Consider the following 15,633-nt stretch of genomic DNA (forward strand, 5'->3'; position numbering starts at 1 on the left):
CGGGATCCCTCCTTCTTCGTTCGGTGGTGCGTGGTGGCGCCGTTTGCCCGGTGCGCGTGGCGAGGGACGAGGTATTTCAGTTCCACCGTTCGGCCAGGCCGTCGCCGTCCCCGCAGAGCACCCCGGACAACAACTCCCGCCGGTACAGTCCGGCGGCCTCCCGTACGTCCTCGCGGGTCAGTTTCGCCACCTCCCGGGGCAGTCCGGCGATGGCCTCGATGGGCAGCCCGAGGGTCAGATAGGACAGCAAGCACGCCGCCCGACCGTGCTGGGAGCCGAGGTTCAGCGCATACTTGCCGGTGATGTGTCCGACTGCCTCGGCGAGCTCCCGCTCGGTGGGGCCGTGCTCGGCGAAGTTGTCGAGCATGTCGAGCAGCCGATTCATGGCCTCGCCGCCAGCTCCCGCCCTCACATCGGCCTCAATGGCGAAGACGTCGCCGTCCACATGGTCGGCGACCAGGGCCACAGTCCGGTAGGCCAGGCCGAGTTCCTCCCGCAGCAGGGTATTGATACGGGAGGAGAACGAACCGCCCAGGATCAGCGAGGCCACCTGGGCAGCCGCGTAGCGGGCAAGATCGGTGCGAGGGAACGACTCGGCGGAGAGCCGGAGGTGGTCCTGCGCCAGCCCGGAGACCCGCACGGTGCGCACCTCCCGCCGACTGCTCGGCGCGGGACGGGTGGGTCGCGCCCCGGCGCCCGGGGCCCAGCCGTCAAGCCGTGCCCTGACCAGCTCCGCGGTCCGGTCCTCGTCGAGGTCTCCGCACAGCACCAGCAGGGCGCCGCCGGGCACGACCTGCGCCCGGTGGGCGGCAGTGACCTCGTCCGCGGTGACCGACGCGGCGTCGTGCGGTGAGGGCGCCGGCTCCGCGAACAGCGGTACAGCCCCGTAGTGCTGCTCCCACATCCGGCGGCTGGTGTGCACTGCCGGCTGGGCTGCGGCCAGGGCTGCCTGCTGGGCAGATTTGGAGGTCGCGGCACGGACCCGTTCCTTGGGATAGTCGGCCCGTACGACTGCCGCAACGGTGTCCAGCAGCACCGGCAGGCGGTCCGCCCTGCTGGTGAGCGAGAGGGTGAGCCAGTGGCTGCGACGGGCGACCGTGACTATGCCGCCCTGCTGTTCGAAGGCCGCGCACTGTGGCAGGTCGGGCCAGCAGGCGGCGAGGGCGTCGAGGACCGCGAGGTCACGGGCGGCCGTCAGTTCCACGGGCAGGGCCAGGTGTGCCTGCACCATGGGGACCGTGCGCAGCGCTGAGACGACCGTGGTGGGTCCCCCGTCCGGCCGGCTGGTCAGGGCGGCAGGCATACAAACGGCTGCGGCGGCGGGCCTTGCCCAGCCGGCGGTCTGGGCTGCGGTCATGCGGCGTTCTCCTGGGTGGGGAGTCGGTGCGGCGTCGGCACCGTCCCTGGTAGCAGGGTCAGTACGGCCCGGCCGGTCCGGCCGGCCACGGCGGCGGCCGCAGCGGCCACCGCGTCCGGTCCGGTTCGGGCTACTGCCTCGGCGAGCCGTTCGGCGATGTCGGGTTGGTTGAACAGCAACGTTCCGCGGGCCAGGAAGCGCACCCGGTGCAGCAGCGAGTCGAGGTTCTGATACAGGTCAGTTACCGCGCGGGCCACCGACCGCTCCACCTCCTCGCCCAGTCCCGGCGCCGAGCCGGAGGCCAGTTCCGTGCAGTGGCCGGTGATGGTCTCCAGGACGAGGTCCGCCATGCCCTCAGGGTGGTGGGAGACGATCACGAACGTGTCGGGGTCCTTGACCATCAGCGGACCGAACAGGCCCACGGAGGAGTCCACCAGTGCTCCCAGCGGTGCGAAGGCCCGCCGGAGGCGGGAGTTGGATCCACCGGTGAGCAACTGTTGCAGCACGACGAAGGCGGCGTAGCCGTCCAGGTCGGCCGCCGCGTCAGGCAATCGGCAACCGATGGCGAGGGCGGGGCGGGGGGCCAAGGGATCGTGGCAGACGCCCTCTCGCTGCTCCTGGGCCACCGGTTCCCGGACGTCGGCGAGCGGTGCCGGCGGCTGTCCGGGCACGTCGGCGAAGATCCTGCGTGCGGCGTCCAGCACGGCCTGCGGGTCGACCTCGCCGCACACCGCGAGGACCGCGTTGCCGGGCGCGTAGTGTCGGCGGTAGAAGTCGGCGCAGTCGGCGACGCTCGCTGCGTCGAGGTCGTGTGTCTCCCCGTAGCCGTTGTGGGTGTTCTCCCACTTCCGGTACAGCACTGCGGGCAGCCGGATCCACGGGAACCCTCCGTACGGGCGGCCGGTGACCTGTTGCCGGATCTCCTCTTTGATCACATCACGCTGGGTGGCGAAGTTCCGTTCGGTCACCTCCAGGCGGGCCATCCGGTCCGCCTCCAGCACGAGGATCTCCTCCAGCGCGTCGGCCGGAACCACCTGATGATAGTCCGTCACATCGGGAAACGTATTGCCGTTCACGGTTCCGCCGCGCGCCTGAACCCGGGCGAAATGCTCACCGGCTGCGACGTTCCGCGACCCCTGGAACATCATGTGCTCGAACAGGTGGGCAAAACCGGCCCGGTCCGGCGGCTCGCTACGGAATCCGACGCCATAATTCACAGCAACGCCCACTCCGGTGACGCCGGGAATTCCCCATGCCACTACTTTCAATCCGTTGTCGATGGTTGTCTCAAGGATGGTCTCCGGCATGCCCGAATAGAATCACAGCCCGTACCCGGCATCAAGCTATGGTTAGACGGTGGGTGAGGAATGCGCAGGTAGGCGCCCCATAACTTGCTGCCGAGTAAAAAAACCCGCAAAATTGAGCATTGCCCAAGGCCAATCCCCCCGCCTATGGTTCAGGTCATGGTCAAACTGCGTGCATCTGCGAAGCGGCCCCAATTTCAGCCAGTGGACCTGCAAAAGGTCCCGCATGTCGACGCTCTCCTTGAAGAGCTGAATGTCGGGCCTTTCGATCCGTCGACGGTGAGCGCGGCCCTGGGGCGCAACAACAACTGGTCCGGAACGACCCGCGGTGGTGAACGGGTATTCGTCAAACAACTTCTCGATGGAGAGAGTGACGAGCGGATACGCCGCACCGAGTCCGCCTGGCGGGCCTGCGACGGCCGGCTGAGCACCCCGCGTCTGATCGGCTCCGATCCCGAGCACGCCCTGCTGGTGTTCGAGCACGTGCCCGATGCGCGCAGTGGTGTCGAGCTGCTGGGCGATGAGGAGTTCGACGAGGATCTGTGTGCCCGCGCCGGGCGCGCGTTGGCGGTCCTGCACGGGCTGGACGTCGAGGAGCTGGACACCTCGCCCCACCCGCTACCACCGCTGCCGCTGCTGGAGGCCCTGTCGCTGGACTACTACCGCCGCGCCTCGGCGGCGGAACTGTCCATGTGGCGGCTGCTGCAGGCCGATCTCCCGCTGATCGAGGCGTTGGGCGCGCTGCGCGCCGCGGACACCGAGGAGGTGCCCTCACGCTGTGCGATCCACGGCGACCTGCGCCTGGACCAGTTCCTGCTCTCCGGCGACGAGCTGCACCTCACCGACTTCGAGGAGTTCCGGGCTGGCGACCCCGCCCGCGACATCGGCGCGTTCGCCGGTGAGTGGCTCTTCCACGCAGTCGTCGGCATCCCAGCGAAGCTGGCCGAGTCCTCGTCCTTCGGCCATGTCGCCACCCACGAGGAGATCATCGCCACTGGTGCCGCCGAGATCGAGCAACGCGCTCCCTACGTTCGCGCGTTCTTCAGTGCCTATCTGGAGGACGCCCCCGGCCGGGTGCACGATGACAAGGGCCTCGCGGCGCGCGCGGCCGCCTACGCTGGCTGGCACATGCTCGACCGGATGCTGGCTGCGGCCGGCAACGCCGCCCACCTCTCCGCGGTGAACAAGGCCGCCGCAGGCATCGGCCGCACGGTGCTGCTCTCCCCGGCCGACTTCACCTCGTCCCTGGGTCTGGAGGCGTGAAAATGCACGGACACCTGGAACTCTCCCCGCGGGTCGCCGCCCTGATCGAGCGAATCCACGTCCAGCCCGGTGCCCTCAAAGCCGAGACGGCCGGTGAGATCTACGAGGGTGAGACGCCGCAGGCGCTCTCCCGCAGCCTGGGCACCGCCCTCTACCAGACGCTGCACGTCGGCCGGGACAAGCCGATCGACAGCGTCCGCCGCACGTGGCGCGACCCTGCCTTCGACGAGGTGCTCACCCAGGCGGTCGGCGGCCGGCACACCCGGCTGCCGGTTCGTGTCCTCGCCGAAACGGCCTCTGGTGCCACGGTCTCCATGGACGGTGTCCGGGTCCGGGTCCCGGCCGAGGCGATTGACAACCGCGCCGAAGTCCAGAGCAGCGACGGCCCGCGCACCGAGGCAACCGTGCGGATCCCCACCTCGCGGCCGGGCCTGTCCCCTGGCTTCTTTCTCACCTTCTCCTCCCGTGGACCGCTGAAGGCGGGCGGAGCGCTGCTTCGGCTCTATGCCCGGATTGAGGACCCCGACGCGGCGCCCGAGGTGTGGCGCGCCCTGGTCGACCACCTGGAAGATTCCGGGGTTCCGTGGCAGGCGAAGATCTCCTCCTCCCTCGAGCTGTACCCGCGCAATGACGCGCTAGTGGTCTACCTGCCGCGGCCCGGCTGGCGCCAGGCCCAGTCGTGCGCCGAACTCCTGCAGTCCACCGGCCTGTTGGGCGAGGGCACCTCGCCGTTCGCACAGCCGATCACCAGCTCCGTCGGCTGCGCCTTCGAGCCTGACGACCCCAGGCCGGCCCGGCGCGAGATGAGCTTCGGTCAGCACCGCACCCAGGTCCTCGCCGACGCGCTGGTCCGCCATGCCCTGCTCCCGGTGGCCGAAGCGGGCCCCGTCGAGGAGATCGTCGCCGAAGCGTTCATCGACGCGGGCATCGACCCCGCGGTCCCCGCGCGCAACCTCTCCTCTCCCATGACCGACGTGCTCCGCGGCTACTGAGCCACCTGCTTGCCTCTCCGCTCCACGACTGTCCAGTACCCGAAAGGAACTTCCCCATGTCCGCAGATACGTCTGCAGCCTCCTCGTATGACGTCGTGGTCGTCGGCGGCGGCCCGGCCGGCTCCACCCTGGCCGGGCTGCTGGCCAAGGACGGACACCGCGTCCTCGTCCTGGAGCGTGAACGGTTCCCTCGCTACCACATCGGCGAGTCCCTGGTCACCGGCATGATCCCGGTGATGGAGGAACTCGGCGTGGTGGACGAACTCGAGACCCGCTTCCAGCGCAAGAGCGGTATCAACCTGGTGTGGGGCAGTGACCCGCAGCCCTGGCGCTCCGACTTCTCCGCCACCGGCGGCCTCTACGACCACTCCTGGCACGTGCGCCGCGACGAGTTCGACCAGCTACTGCTGGACACCGCCCGCAAGTTCGGCGCCGATGTGGTCGAGGAGGCCCACGTCACCTCCGTCATTCAGGACGAGGCCGGCACCGTCACCGGCGTCACCTACACCTGTGACGGTGTGGAGCATCAGGTGGCGGCCCGCTACGTGGCGGATGCCTCGGGCCAGAGCCGCCTGCTGACGCGCAACCTCACCACCGTCACCTGGCAGGAGGACCTGCGCAACGTTGCCGTGTGGACCTACTACAACGACTACAAGCCGCTCGAGTTCGCCCAGGACATCCTGGTGGAGGCATTGGACCAGGGGGGCTGGATGTGGGGCATCCCGGTCTCCGACACCAAGCTCAGCCTGGGCTACGTCATGCCCGCTAACCAGCTGAAGGACGCCTCCAAGGACGGCCGCAGCCGACGCGAGGTCTTCGAGGAGGGGCTCGCCTCCAGCCGGATCGCCAAGGGCATGGTCGAGAACGCAACGGAGGACGGTGAACTGCGTACCGCCCGCGACTGGTCACACGTCAGCAACGCGTTCCACGGGCCGGGCTGGCTCGCGGTCGGTGATGCCGCCTGCTTCATCGACCCGCTGTTTTCGTCCGGCGTGTGGCTGGGCACCTCCGGCTCCTGGCTCGCTGCCCGCTCCCTCGACGTGGCGCTGAAGAACCCCGCCGACGCGCAACAGTCCCTCGACCGGTTCGCCTCGCTCTACCGCCAGCTCTTCGAGGACATCCTCGCCTACGTGCGGTTCTTCATGGATCCCACCCGACTCAAGGAGGAGTACATGGAGCGGGCCCAAGGCATCGGCCGCACCTACACCGAGAACTCCCGGGTCGGCTTCATAAGCCTCATCTCCGGCGTCAGCGCGCTGCCGGAGCTGGTCACCTTCGACCCGATGGGTGAAGAGGGCATGATCGAGAGCATCCGGGCGCGCTACGAGAAGGTCATCGAGACGAAGCTGGCCCGCGGCGAGATCGACCTGGAGACCCTCACCGCGATGGAGGCAGAGTCGATGGCCGCGATAGCGGCCCAGGCCGCCGCCGAGGACGGGGAAATGGCCTCCGCAGAGACCGATCCCGCATGACCCCGCCCCCCTGCACCGGCGTACCCGCACAACCCCCGGGCGGGTACGCCGGCCTCACCCGTCCCGGAGGACACCCGTGTCCAGTCATGACCTGGTACGCCTGTTCGTGGGGCTCGCCGCCGCAGTACTGCTGTCCCGGCTGGCCGGACGTCTCGCCATTCGGCTTAGGCAGCCGCCCGTGGTCGGTGAGATCGCCGCAGGGGTGCTGATGGGCCCCACACTCCTCGGCGGAGCCGTCGGCAGCCTGCTCTTCCCCGAGGGTGTGCGACCGCTGCTCACAGGGGTCGCCGACTTGGGGCTCGCCTTGTTCATGTTCGGTGTTGGCCTGCACCTGGAACCGTCGTCCCTGCGGAGGCAGGCAAGGACCGCGGGTGCCGTGTCCCTGGGCGCCACGCTCCCTGCCTTCGTGCTCGGCGCAGGACTGGGTCTGCTGCTCACCGATGGCGGCTCCAACGGTCACCGGATGGCAACCGTTGTGTTCCTGGGCCTCACCCTCTCCGTCACCGCGCTACCCGTCCTGGCTCGGATCCTGGCGGACCGGGGCTTGGCCGCCAGCCGCGAGGGTGCCGTGGCGATGGCGTCCGCCGCAGTGGTGGACGTGCTGGCCTGGGGCGCGCTCGCCGCCGTCACCGCAATGGTGTCGGACGGGCAGGCGGGCATCCTACTCTTCGTCCCTTATCTGCTGCTCATGCTGCTGGTGGTCCGGCCGTTGCTGGCCCGTTCCCCCCGGCGGCCAGGAGCGCCGGTCCTCATCGCCGGTGCTCTGCTCTCGGCAGCCGCCACCGAGGTGATGGGGCTGCACCTCATCTTCGGCGCCCTGTTGTTCGGTCTGATCACACCGCGTTCCCCCGCCGGTTCCCCGGAGCATGACCGGCTGCGCGAAACGGTGGACCAGTCCGCCTCGCTCATGATGCCGGCGTTCTTCGTGCTCAGCGGCCTGGCGGTGGACCTGAGGGGCCTGGACTGGCAGAGACTGCTGGAGCTGATTCTGATCGTGGTGACGGCCGTCGCGGGCAAGATGGGCGGCACCTACGCCGCGGCGCGGCTCAGCCGCCTGCCGGCCCGCTCGGCAGCTGTCCTCGCCACGTTGATGAACACCCGTGGTCTGACCGAACTGGTCCTGCTCTCGGTCGGCCTCCACCTGGGCCTGCTCAGCCAAGACCTCTACTCGCTCATGGTGGTGATGGCCCTGGTCACCACCGCGATGACGGGCCCTCTGTTGGTCCTGCTGGAGCGCACCGAGCCGCCCTCGCAGGCATGGGCCGGCACCGAGCCTCGGGACGAACGGATGCGCGACAGCCGACCGGTCCGGTCGTAGGCGAGCACTGAGGTGACCGTCTGCGGCGACGGGTTCGGACACGCTGGACCGGTCGCTGCTACCTCGGGGCGGGCGCCCGGGACAAAGGGGCGGGACAAGGGGTGCCGTCAGAGCGCGGACAAGGGGTCGGCGTGCAGGGTCGGCGCTTGTCCGGGCCCGGCACCCGGACGCCCGGGCGCAGGGCCTCGGGGAAGGTGGCGGTGACGGCGGAGCCGGCCGCGGTGAGGTGCCAGGCCTTCGCCCGGCCGGCCTGCGGCAGGGTCACGAACTCCGCCAGGCCCTCGGCCGCCAGCCGGGCCATGCCGGGCGGGGCTCCATCGGGGGGGTGCCTCTATGTCCTTCGTCAAGGCTGCGCGGGTCATGCTGGCGCGGTTTCGGGGGTGCGGGTTTCGTAGAGGGTGCCGTCTCGGAGCATGGCGAACAGGACGCCGATGCGTTGGCGGGCGAGGCGGAGGAGGGCCTGGGTGTGGGTCTTGCCGCGGTCTCGCTGCCGGTCGTAGTAGGCCCGGGAGTCGGGGTCGTGGAGGGCGGCGAACGCGGAGAGGAACATGGCTCGTTTCAGGAGCCGATTGCCGGTTCTGGGGGCGTGTTCGCCGTGGATGGAGGATCCGGAGGACTTCGTCGCGGGGGCGAGGCCGGCGTAGGAGGCCAGGTGCGCGGCGGTGGGGAAGCTGGTGCCGTCCCCGACGGTGACCAGAAGGGTGGCGGCGGTCCTGACGCCGACTCCGGGCATCGAGGTCAGGACCGTGGAAAGAGGGTGGGCCTCCAGCAGTTCGCCGATCTGGGCTTCGACGGCTCGCCGCTGTTCGTGGACGGCGGCGAGCGAGCGGGCCAGGGAGGGCACCACGACGTCCAGGGCGGTGGTGCCCGGGACGACGACGGTCTGCTCGTTGAGCGCGTCGAAGATCTCGTCGACCAGGCGCTCGGCCATGCGCGGGGCCTTCGGGCGTATCAGTGTCACGAGTCTTCGTCGGCCGGCCTTGCGCAGGGCGGCCGGGGAGCCGTGCTGTTGAAGCAGGTGGGTGACGGCGGGGTGGTCCAGGCGCGGGCCGAGGACGCGTTCGAGCGAGGGGTGGAACTGGGTGAGCAGGCCGCGCAGGCGGTTGCTGGTACGGGTGGCCTCGGCGGCGAGGTCCTGGTCGAAGCCGGTCAGGACCGTGAGCTGGGACGCGGTCTCGTCGGCGAGTTCGAGGGCGCGCAGGGTGTGGGGCATGGTGCGGGCGGCGTCCGCGATCACGTGGGCGTCACGGGCGTCGGTCTTCGCTTCGCCGGGGTAGAGGTCGGCGATGCGGCGCATGGCCAGGCCGGGCAGGTAGGCGACCTCGCAGCCGGCGTCACGAGCCACGGCGAGCGGCAGCGCGCCGATCGAGGCCGGCTGGTCGACGATGACCAGGACGCGGCCGAACTTGGCGGTGAGCTTGTCGAAGACGGCTCGCAGTTTCGGTTCGCTGTTGGGCAGCCGCTTGTCGAAGACGGTCTTGCCGGCGGTGGTCAGGCCGTGGCCGTGGTGGTCGCCCTTGCCGACGTCCAGGCCGAGGAAGACCGCGATGTCACTCGTGTCGAACATCGAACCCCCCGAAGGTCGTTCATCGTCCTGGCCTCGCCCGTCGGCACCGTTCGCGCGCATCCACGTTACGTAGACCCGGCACCCGTCAGCGGCCGGGCGTTGCGCTTGGCCGGGTGCCGGTCAGGCCTCTCATCAGCGGTCACACGGTGCTCCGGGCCCGGTGACACCACCCCCCAGGTCATGCGATCGACAGGGGGCAACAGTCATGCCGGACCCGGAGGCCAGGAGCCCCGTTTCAGGGCCACGAAGAAGGTAACGGGGCTGGAGCTGACCGAGAAGGCCGGCCCTGAGCGGCTGGAGTGCCCGCGGTGCGAGCGGGACCGCACCGCGGGCAGGACTTGGGCCCGCTGGTGCTGCCCGCCCCGTCCATGCGGGAGCTGATGGCCGCGCTGGTGTCTGCTCCGGACGATCCGTGGTAGGAGGCGCGGGTGCGCGCGCGAAGCTCCATCCGGCCAAGGGTCGCTAAGTGTGACCTGTTGGCACGTGGGGGCGTGGAGTGGCGGGTTGTCGCATCCGGTGCCACTGATCAGCGGCGCATGCCTGACGGCGGGGCCGTCCTTATGGACGGCCCCGCCGTTGGCCCGGGTCGGTCGGTCTACCAGTGCTCGTGGCGCTCGCAGCGCTCGTCGTGCTCGTGGCGCTTGATCTTGGTGGGGTCGGCGGCGATGTGGCTGGCGGTGTCGCCGCCGCCGATGGCGGTGGCGATGTTGGTGACATCGCGCGGGGCGGCGCAGGAGACGTCGACCTTCAGGGTGATGGGCGGGTAGCTGCTCCCGGCGGCAAGGACGTCGTTACGGGTGCAGGTGAGGTTGGTCAGGGCGCAGTTCCATCCCGTGCCACTGATGCTGTCGGCCCTGAGCCCGTCGGGAAGGGTGTCGTACACGGTGACCGTGGTGCCGTCGGTCGGGGAGGCCCCGGAGGCGTTGCCGACGGTGATGGTGTAGGTGCCGTCCCGCCCCTGGGTGAAGTGCCTGCCGTGGGTTTTGGCGATGGTCAAGGACGGGGTGACCACCGTGTAGGAGATGGTCACCTGGCCGTTGTGGTTCGCCGTCCCGATCGTCGACGGCGCGTAGGACGTGGGGATACCCGTGGGGGTGGCGAAGCTGCTGCCCCCACCACCTCCACCCCCACCCGCCGAGGTGCCGTTGCTGTTGACGGTGGCGCTGCCGCCGCCCCCGCCGGCGAAGTACCCGCCGCCACCGCCCCCACCGGCACCGGTAGTGGCGGTGCAGCCGCCGTCGAAGGTACCGCCGGTGCCGCCGGTGCCGACCGTGACGCCGGCAAACCCGTCTCCCGGCCCGCCATTCGTGGCCGTACAGAGTGGAGCGGTGCCGGCGGCCCCGCCGGCGCCACCGGTGCTCGTGCTGGTGCTGCCACCGTCCCCGCCCTGCCCCGGCGAAGCCCCAGAGCCGGTAGCACTTCCCGCGGTACCTCCGGTGGCATCCGCCGTTCCGCCGTTACCCCCGTTCCCTCCCGCAGAACCCGCTCCGGTGCCGCCGGCGGCACCGCCGCCCCCGGCGACCACCAGCAAGGAGCCGCCCGCGCTGACGCTGGAAGCTCCACCCCCACCCGGACCTTCGAACTGGGCACCACTGGCCGCGCCGGCCCCGCCCGGGGCGCCGCCGTTGAACCCGCCGACACCACCCCTCCCGCTGCCGTTGCAGCCTTTGCCGCCGGTGCCACCGACGTCGATGGTGAACGTCGTCGGGGCGGTGGTCTGCGGCAGGGTGGTCACCACCTGCGCCCCCGTCCCGCCCGTCCCCGTGACCGAACAGGCGGTGCCGGTGTTGTCGGCGCCGCCGGCGCCGTCCGCGGTGATCGTCACCACCGCCGCCGCCGGAACCGTCAAGGTCTGCGCAGCGCCGGTGAAAGTGAAGGTCTGCGACGGATCAGCCCGCTGCGCCCGCACTGGCATGGTTTCCACTGGTGCGGCGGCCACCGGTGGAGCCGTGGCCGCCAGCAGCGCCATACCGGACAGCAGCGCGCTCCCCACCGATACCACCCCCACGCGGCGCTCCCCACGTCGTTCACCCGAGCCAACCGGGTCGGACGCGACGGCGGTACGGACCGGGGTCGTCCCACCGGCCGGGGTCCTGTTGAACTCGACCACTGGCCGTTGACGGCTGACCCGGTACCACGGCAGATCGCCCTGTCCACGCGTACGAGCATTCATCCGCGGGTTCACCTCTCCTCACAGCGAAGCGCCCTGCGCCCCTCACGTTGCAAGTCGCGGGCATGACTGGATGCCTGACATAAATTCAGGACAAAACATCATTAAATGCCCTGATCCGATCACTTCGAGGTAGCGAGGCGATGGGATACCACGTGTGTCGCAGCGGGCCGTGCGGCTAGCCGTAGAGGGCGGTGACCCGGGCCAAGGAGTGAGGAGATCGTCTCTCCGTGAACGGAGACACACGGAAGATCCCGGGAAACATGGCCCAGCCTCGCGGAGAACAGCAGAACCCGAAGGCAGTTCTCTTCTTTCCGCCCTGCCCACCTGCTTTCCCGCCCTGTAGGTCAAGCGCGCACCCCAGATCGCCCGGGCGGCGAGCGCTTGCTGCGCCCGTGTTGGACGTGCCGGGGCTCGATTGGCGGGAAGGAGGGTTTGCTGCTGGAGCTGACCGAGAAGGCCGGCCCGGACCGGCTGGAGTGCCCGCGGTGCGAGCGGGACCGCACCGCGGGCAGGACTTGGGCCGGCTGGTGCTGCCCACGCTGACCAAGCGTGAGCAGCTTGCCGCGCTGGTCTTTGCCCCGGATGATCCGTGGTGGGGGTGCTGCAGGCGAAGCTCTGCCCGCCGCGGAAGCGCCCTCGGGCGCGGCTGGATGACGGGTGGCCAGGTGCGGAGCAGGGCGATCGCCTCGTCGATGCGGCCCTGGCGTTCGCGGATCGTCGCGAGCAGGCTGGCCGCCGTGTCCGGGTCGAGCCAGCTGCCGGGCGACGGCTCGGGCGGCCGGGGATTGCGCTGCTGGAGGAGGGCCACGGCGTCGTGGCCCGGACTGGCTGGAGTGCCCGGGCTGCGCACACCCTCCGGAAAGCCAAGGAGGCCGTCGGCCCGCCGTGCAAGTCGTCCAGGAGACGCTGCACCGTTCCGTGCTGTGCCCCGCTGCTGGTCGCGGGTGTCAGTCAGGAGCCCGCTGTTCCTGCGGCCGCTTCGCCGCAGGCCCGGCACCGGGGCCGGTGGTCTGGTGTGGGTGGCTGGAGGGTGTTCAGAAGCGTTCGCCGTCACGGGGTGGCCTCGGGTGTCTGTGGTCTGGTGCTGTCGCGTTGGGCTGTCGCGGGCCTGTGACGTGGGTGGGTGCCGGGACCCCCGTGTGTGGAGGGGTGCGACAGACGGGTGGGACAGGGGCTCAGGGCTGCCTGGGCGCCGAGATCGGCCGCTATGGTGCTGGTGGCCGGGCCCACTATGAGCCCCGTCTGCGGATCCAGCCCGCTGGGACCGGTCGGGCGATACCTCTGAGTCCACCGGGAGCAACCCCGGCGGCAGCGCGGCCGGGGCCCGCGCAGACTGGAAGGGCAGGCCGGTCCGCGTCCGGACCCCCGAGCGGGCAGCGGACCGGTGTTCCTCACCCGCGCCGCTTCCCGCAACCGCCCTGCGTGCCATCGCAAAGGGGCCGCTCTGGGGTGGCATGTTCGCGGCCGAAATTTCGCAGGTCAAAGGCCTGGCATCGGCTGATCGGCGGGTCTAGCATTCCCGGCACGGCGGCCCCACCACAGCGCCCACCGGGCCGCCGAGCAGAGCAGCCGCGTCTCCTGTCGGCGCTGCTGGCCTCCCACCGGCCGGGCCCGCGCGGAACGCAGCCCCTCGTTCCCGGGCCAGGCCGCCTGCGCCTTTCGACAGCAGACTTGTCGCCAACGCCGCCGCACCCGCGCGGCTGGAACTGTCCGCCTCCCGCAGTCAGCCCGCGCCCGCCGACCGGGACCTGGGCCGGGCAATCCTCGACTCCCCACTGGTGCGCGGCGCGATGTGGCTGCGCTGGACCCGGCACGACGGCATCCGCACCCTCCACCACGGTGCCGGCCTGGCCCGCGGCTGGGGCTCTGCTGGGCCCTGAGTCCCTTGGCGATGTTCTGCTGTGTCCCGGCTCGCGCTAGGGGATGTCGGTATGTTCAGCGGGACAAAGGTCCGCGTGGGAGCCCCCTGCCCAACACCTCTCAGCCACCGCCACCGCCACCGCCATCGCCGGGACCGGGCAGAGCGATGGTGTTGCCGCACAGGTTGAGCGGGATGTTGATCGGGGCCTGGACCAGGTTTCCTGACAACAGTCCCGGGGATCCGATGGCCGCGCCCTCCGCGGTGGTACCGCCGACGTTCACGCAGCCGGCTTTGCCAGCCGCGTCGCCGAGCGCTTGGGCGGGTGCGACACCGGCGACCAGCAGGCTGCCTGCGGCAGCAATAGACGCGATCACGCTTGGGAGAGCCATAAAGAGCAGCGTCGCAGACGCGCGTTCGTCTCAGGCGGCGGCAGGGCGGCATGACATCCCATCATCACCCTTCTGGTCGCTCGCCCGGTGTGACCTGTCGTGGTCTGTCGGGTTCGTATTGGGGTGTTTGAGGGTTTTGTGGTGTGCTGGTTGGACCAGTTGGGGGTGGTGTCAGGGGTAGGTGGGGGGTGGGTTCAGGGTGGTGTTTCCGGGCCTGTCCCGGTCACGTTCCCGTGTGTGTAGTAGGCATGCCAAGCCGCCCAGGGGTCCGGCTGTCGGGTTGGCAATGTGTCGGGTTTTCTGGCGTGCTCTCCGGCTGTTTTTCCTGGCTTGTTCCAGGGGATTTCGTCGGTGAATTCCGTGCGGGTTTTCCGGGTTTTCTGGGGTGTCTGTGTCTGCTTTCGGTACCGGCCTGGGCGCCCGCCGGTTCGGCGCGTCGGCTCTGCTCCGGTCGGTCTCGGTGGCCGCTTGTCCGGGCCTGCCTCGGTGGCGGCCGGCCGCGGGGGCCCGTGCTGCTGCGCCCGGCCCTGCCCGGCCCGCTCGGCGACGTTCCCGGGCCTGCCCCCGACGCCCCGTCCCGCTGGTCCTTGGCCGCTGTCCTCGGCGCCCGTTCGTTCGTTCCGGCCGTCCCGTCCCCGTCTCCGGGCCTGCCCCGGCGCAGCGGGGTCGTTCCAGAAATCTGGAACGACGGGTGACGAGCCTGCCGCTGCTCCGCCTCGCTTGTCGTGGCCGCCGTCCTCGGGCCGCTGGGTCCCGCTCGGCGCCCGTCGTGGCCGCCGCCCGCCCCGTCCTCGCTGGCGCCTGCTGCGCCGCCGCCGTCCTGGCCGCCGGGCGGCCGTCCCGGCTGTCGCGGGTGCTGTCGCGTCGGGGTGCCGCGTGGGGTGTTGTCATCTGGTGTGACGTGGGCGGGGACCCGGGAAACCCTGTGTGTGGCAGGGGTGCGACAGGCCGGGGTGCGACAACTGTGCCCTCGTCGGCCGGCGGTCTCGGACGTAGGCCCGTCCCTGGTGTCCTGCGTGCCGGTGGCCCGGCCCGAAGGGAGCCGCAGGCCACCGTGCCCGCCCGCTCCGCCCTGCTCCCCGCCCGCCCGAAAAGGGGCCCGCAGCCTCACCCGGACTTCCCCGGTCCCCTGGCCACTTCCCGAGGGGCCGCCAGGCCCCGCTCCCGGCTCTCCTCCCACCGCCCTCCGGAGGGGCCGCAGGCCCCGCCCCCGGCTCCCGGTGGCGCCGCAGACGCCACCCCCCGACCACCACCAAGGGGCCGCCAGGCCCCGACCCCCTGCCGAAGGCCCGTAGCCTCTTTTCCTGTTGTTCCGTGTCGTGCTGCGCCCCGCTTTTCGGGAGAGTGGTGTCCGTGTTTTTCACGGTCGGATGCCGGTAGCGGGTTAGTGCTCAAGGTGGTATTACGATCTAAGATCTGCCCTGGTTGGAAGGAAGCATCGTTTCTGGCGCCTTTTACTGGATATTTCGTGGTTCGGTGGAGCGGGCGTCATATCCAGGCAGACGGGCGGGTTTTCCGGGGTGTTCCGTGCGGTGTCATGGTGGCGTTCTCAGGACGTTGTGAGGGCGGCTCAGGTGACCGTCCCACGCGGTCTCGGAAGCCTCGTGCTGCGCCCCTTTCCCCGCATGCTGCGCCCCTCTCCCCGGCGCCTTTAGGCGGGGTGGGGTGCGGTGCGCCGCAGGGGCTTTTCCCGGACTTCCAGGCGCCCCTTTCCGGGGTGGTGTGCTCGGCGTTTTCTGCCGTGTGCCGGGGAAAGCCCTGGCCCCGTCAGGACTGGGGGGTGTGCTCGTCCGGGCCGGGCCTGCGCGCGGGGCAAGGCCGTGACAGCTCTTGCATCTTCGAACCCCGGCCCTGGCACGGGGCGAGAGGCCTGCTTTGGGGGCTGTCGGCCGCAGGCCGCCGCGCTGCGCCCGGCGGTCGCCCCCGAGGCTGGCCCG

Annotated in this window: 10 protein-coding genes; 4 read left to right on the forward strand and 6 right to left on the reverse strand. The window is 70.5% G+C overall.

Annotation, left to right across the window (positions count from 1 at the left end; translation table 11 throughout):
- Positions 1–76 precede the first annotated feature (76 nt).
- Both ACZ52R_RS39205 and ACZ52R_RS39210 read right to left on the reverse strand, forming a co-directional pair.
- Entirely contained in the window at positions 77–1,231 is a 1,155-nt protein-coding gene (locus tag ACZ52R_RS39205) for a M16 family metallopeptidase (protein ID WP_465625797.1), read from the reverse strand.
- A 122-nt stretch (positions 1,232–1,353) separates the two neighbouring features.
- Positions 1,354–2,664 (reverse strand): M16 family metallopeptidase, encoded by a 1,311-nt coding sequence (locus tag ACZ52R_RS39210; protein WP_465665408.1) that lies wholly within the window; start codon positions 2,662–2,664, stop codon positions 1,354–1,356.
- A 156-nt stretch (positions 2,665–2,820) separates the two neighbouring features.
- On the opposite strand from ACZ52R_RS39210, the gene lxmK reads away from it, so the two are divergent.
- The 4 genes from lxmK (at position 2,821) to ACZ52R_RS39230 (ending at position 7,706) form a co-directional block, all read left to right on the forward strand.
- Positions 2,821–3,924, forward strand: a complete 1,104-nt coding sequence (gene lxmK / locus ACZ52R_RS39215; RefSeq protein WP_465755160.1) for a class V lanthionine synthetase subunit LxmK — start codon at positions 2,821–2,823, stop codon at positions 3,922–3,924.
- Between the two features lie 2 nt (positions 3,925–3,926).
- Positions 3,927–4,916 (forward strand): T3SS effector HopA1 family protein, encoded by a 990-nt coding sequence (locus ACZ52R_RS39220; protein WP_465625802.1) that lies wholly within the window; start codon positions 3,927–3,929, stop codon positions 4,914–4,916.
- A 56-nt stretch (positions 4,917–4,972) separates the two neighbouring features.
- A complete protein-coding gene (locus tag ACZ52R_RS39225) occupies positions 4,973–6,388 on the forward strand; it encodes an NAD(P)/FAD-dependent oxidoreductase (RefSeq protein WP_465625804.1) in 1,416 nt (471 codons plus the stop codon).
- A gap of 76 nt (positions 6,389–6,464) precedes the next feature.
- Complete coding sequence (locus ACZ52R_RS39230; protein WP_465625806.1) at positions 6,465–7,706, forward strand: cation:proton antiporter; 1,242 nt, start codon at positions 6,465–6,467, stop codon at positions 7,704–7,706.
- Positions 7,707–7,764: 58 nt separating this feature from the next.
- Here the strand turns inward: ACZ52R_RS39230 and ACZ52R_RS39235 are convergent, their stop codons facing one another.
- From ACZ52R_RS39235 to ACZ52R_RS39250, 4 genes are all read right to left on the reverse strand, one after another.
- Complete coding sequence (locus ACZ52R_RS39235; protein WP_465755161.1) at positions 7,765–8,007, reverse strand: hypothetical protein; 243 nt, start codon at positions 8,005–8,007, stop codon at positions 7,765–7,767.
- A 57-nt stretch (positions 8,008–8,064) separates the two neighbouring features.
- Positions 8,065–9,273, reverse strand: a complete 1,209-nt coding sequence (locus ACZ52R_RS39240; protein ID WP_465755162.1) for an IS110 family RNA-guided transposase — start codon at positions 9,271–9,273, stop codon at positions 8,065–8,067.
- A 595-nt stretch (positions 9,274–9,868) separates the two neighbouring features.
- Positions 9,869–11,281 (reverse strand): hypothetical protein, encoded by a 1,413-nt coding sequence (locus tag ACZ52R_RS39245; RefSeq protein ID WP_465625812.1) that lies wholly within the window; start codon positions 11,279–11,281, stop codon positions 9,869–9,871.
- Between the two features lie 2,145 nt (positions 11,282–13,426).
- Complete coding sequence (locus ACZ52R_RS39250; RefSeq protein ID WP_465755163.1) at positions 13,427–13,696, reverse strand: chaplin; 270 nt, start codon at positions 13,694–13,696, stop codon at positions 13,427–13,429.
- Between the last annotated feature and the right edge of the window lie 1,937 nt (positions 13,697–15,633).

This window comes from Kitasatospora sp. NPDC034023, from assembly GCF_055575795.1.

What these genes read in the sequence shown, in the direction of transcription:
- ACZ52R_RS39210 (WP_465665408.1), bottom strand. Translation starts at nt 2,664, where the DNA reads ATGCCGGAGACCATCCTTGAGACAACCATCGACAACGGATTGAAAGTA.
- ACZ52R_RS39205 (WP_465625797.1), bottom strand. Translation starts at nt 1,231, where the DNA reads ATGGTGCAGGCACACCTGGCCCTGCCCGTGGAACTGACGGCCGCCCGT.
- ACZ52R_RS39240 (WP_465755162.1), bottom strand. Translation starts at nt 9,273, where the DNA reads ATGTTCGACACGAGTGACATCGCGGTCTTCCTCGGCCTGGACGTCGGC.
- ACZ52R_RS39220 (WP_465625802.1), top strand. Translation starts at nt 3,927, where the DNA reads ATGCACGGACACCTGGAACTCTCCCCGCGGGTCGCCGCCCTGATCGAG.
- lxmK (WP_465755160.1), top strand. Translation starts at nt 2,821, where the DNA reads ATGGTCAAACTGCGTGCATCTGCGAAGCGGCCCCAATTTCAGCCAGTG.
- ACZ52R_RS39235 (WP_465755161.1), bottom strand. Translation starts at nt 8,007, where the DNA reads ATGGCCCGGCTGGCGGCCGAGGGCCTGGCGGAGTTCGTGACCCTGCCG.
- ACZ52R_RS39250 (WP_465755163.1), bottom strand. Translation starts at nt 13,696, where the DNA reads ATGGCTCTCCCAAGCGTGATCGCGTCTATTGCTGCCGCAGGCAGCCTG.
- ACZ52R_RS39225 (WP_465625804.1), top strand. Translation starts at nt 4,973, where the DNA reads ATGTCCGCAGATACGTCTGCAGCCTCCTCGTATGACGTCGTGGTCGTC.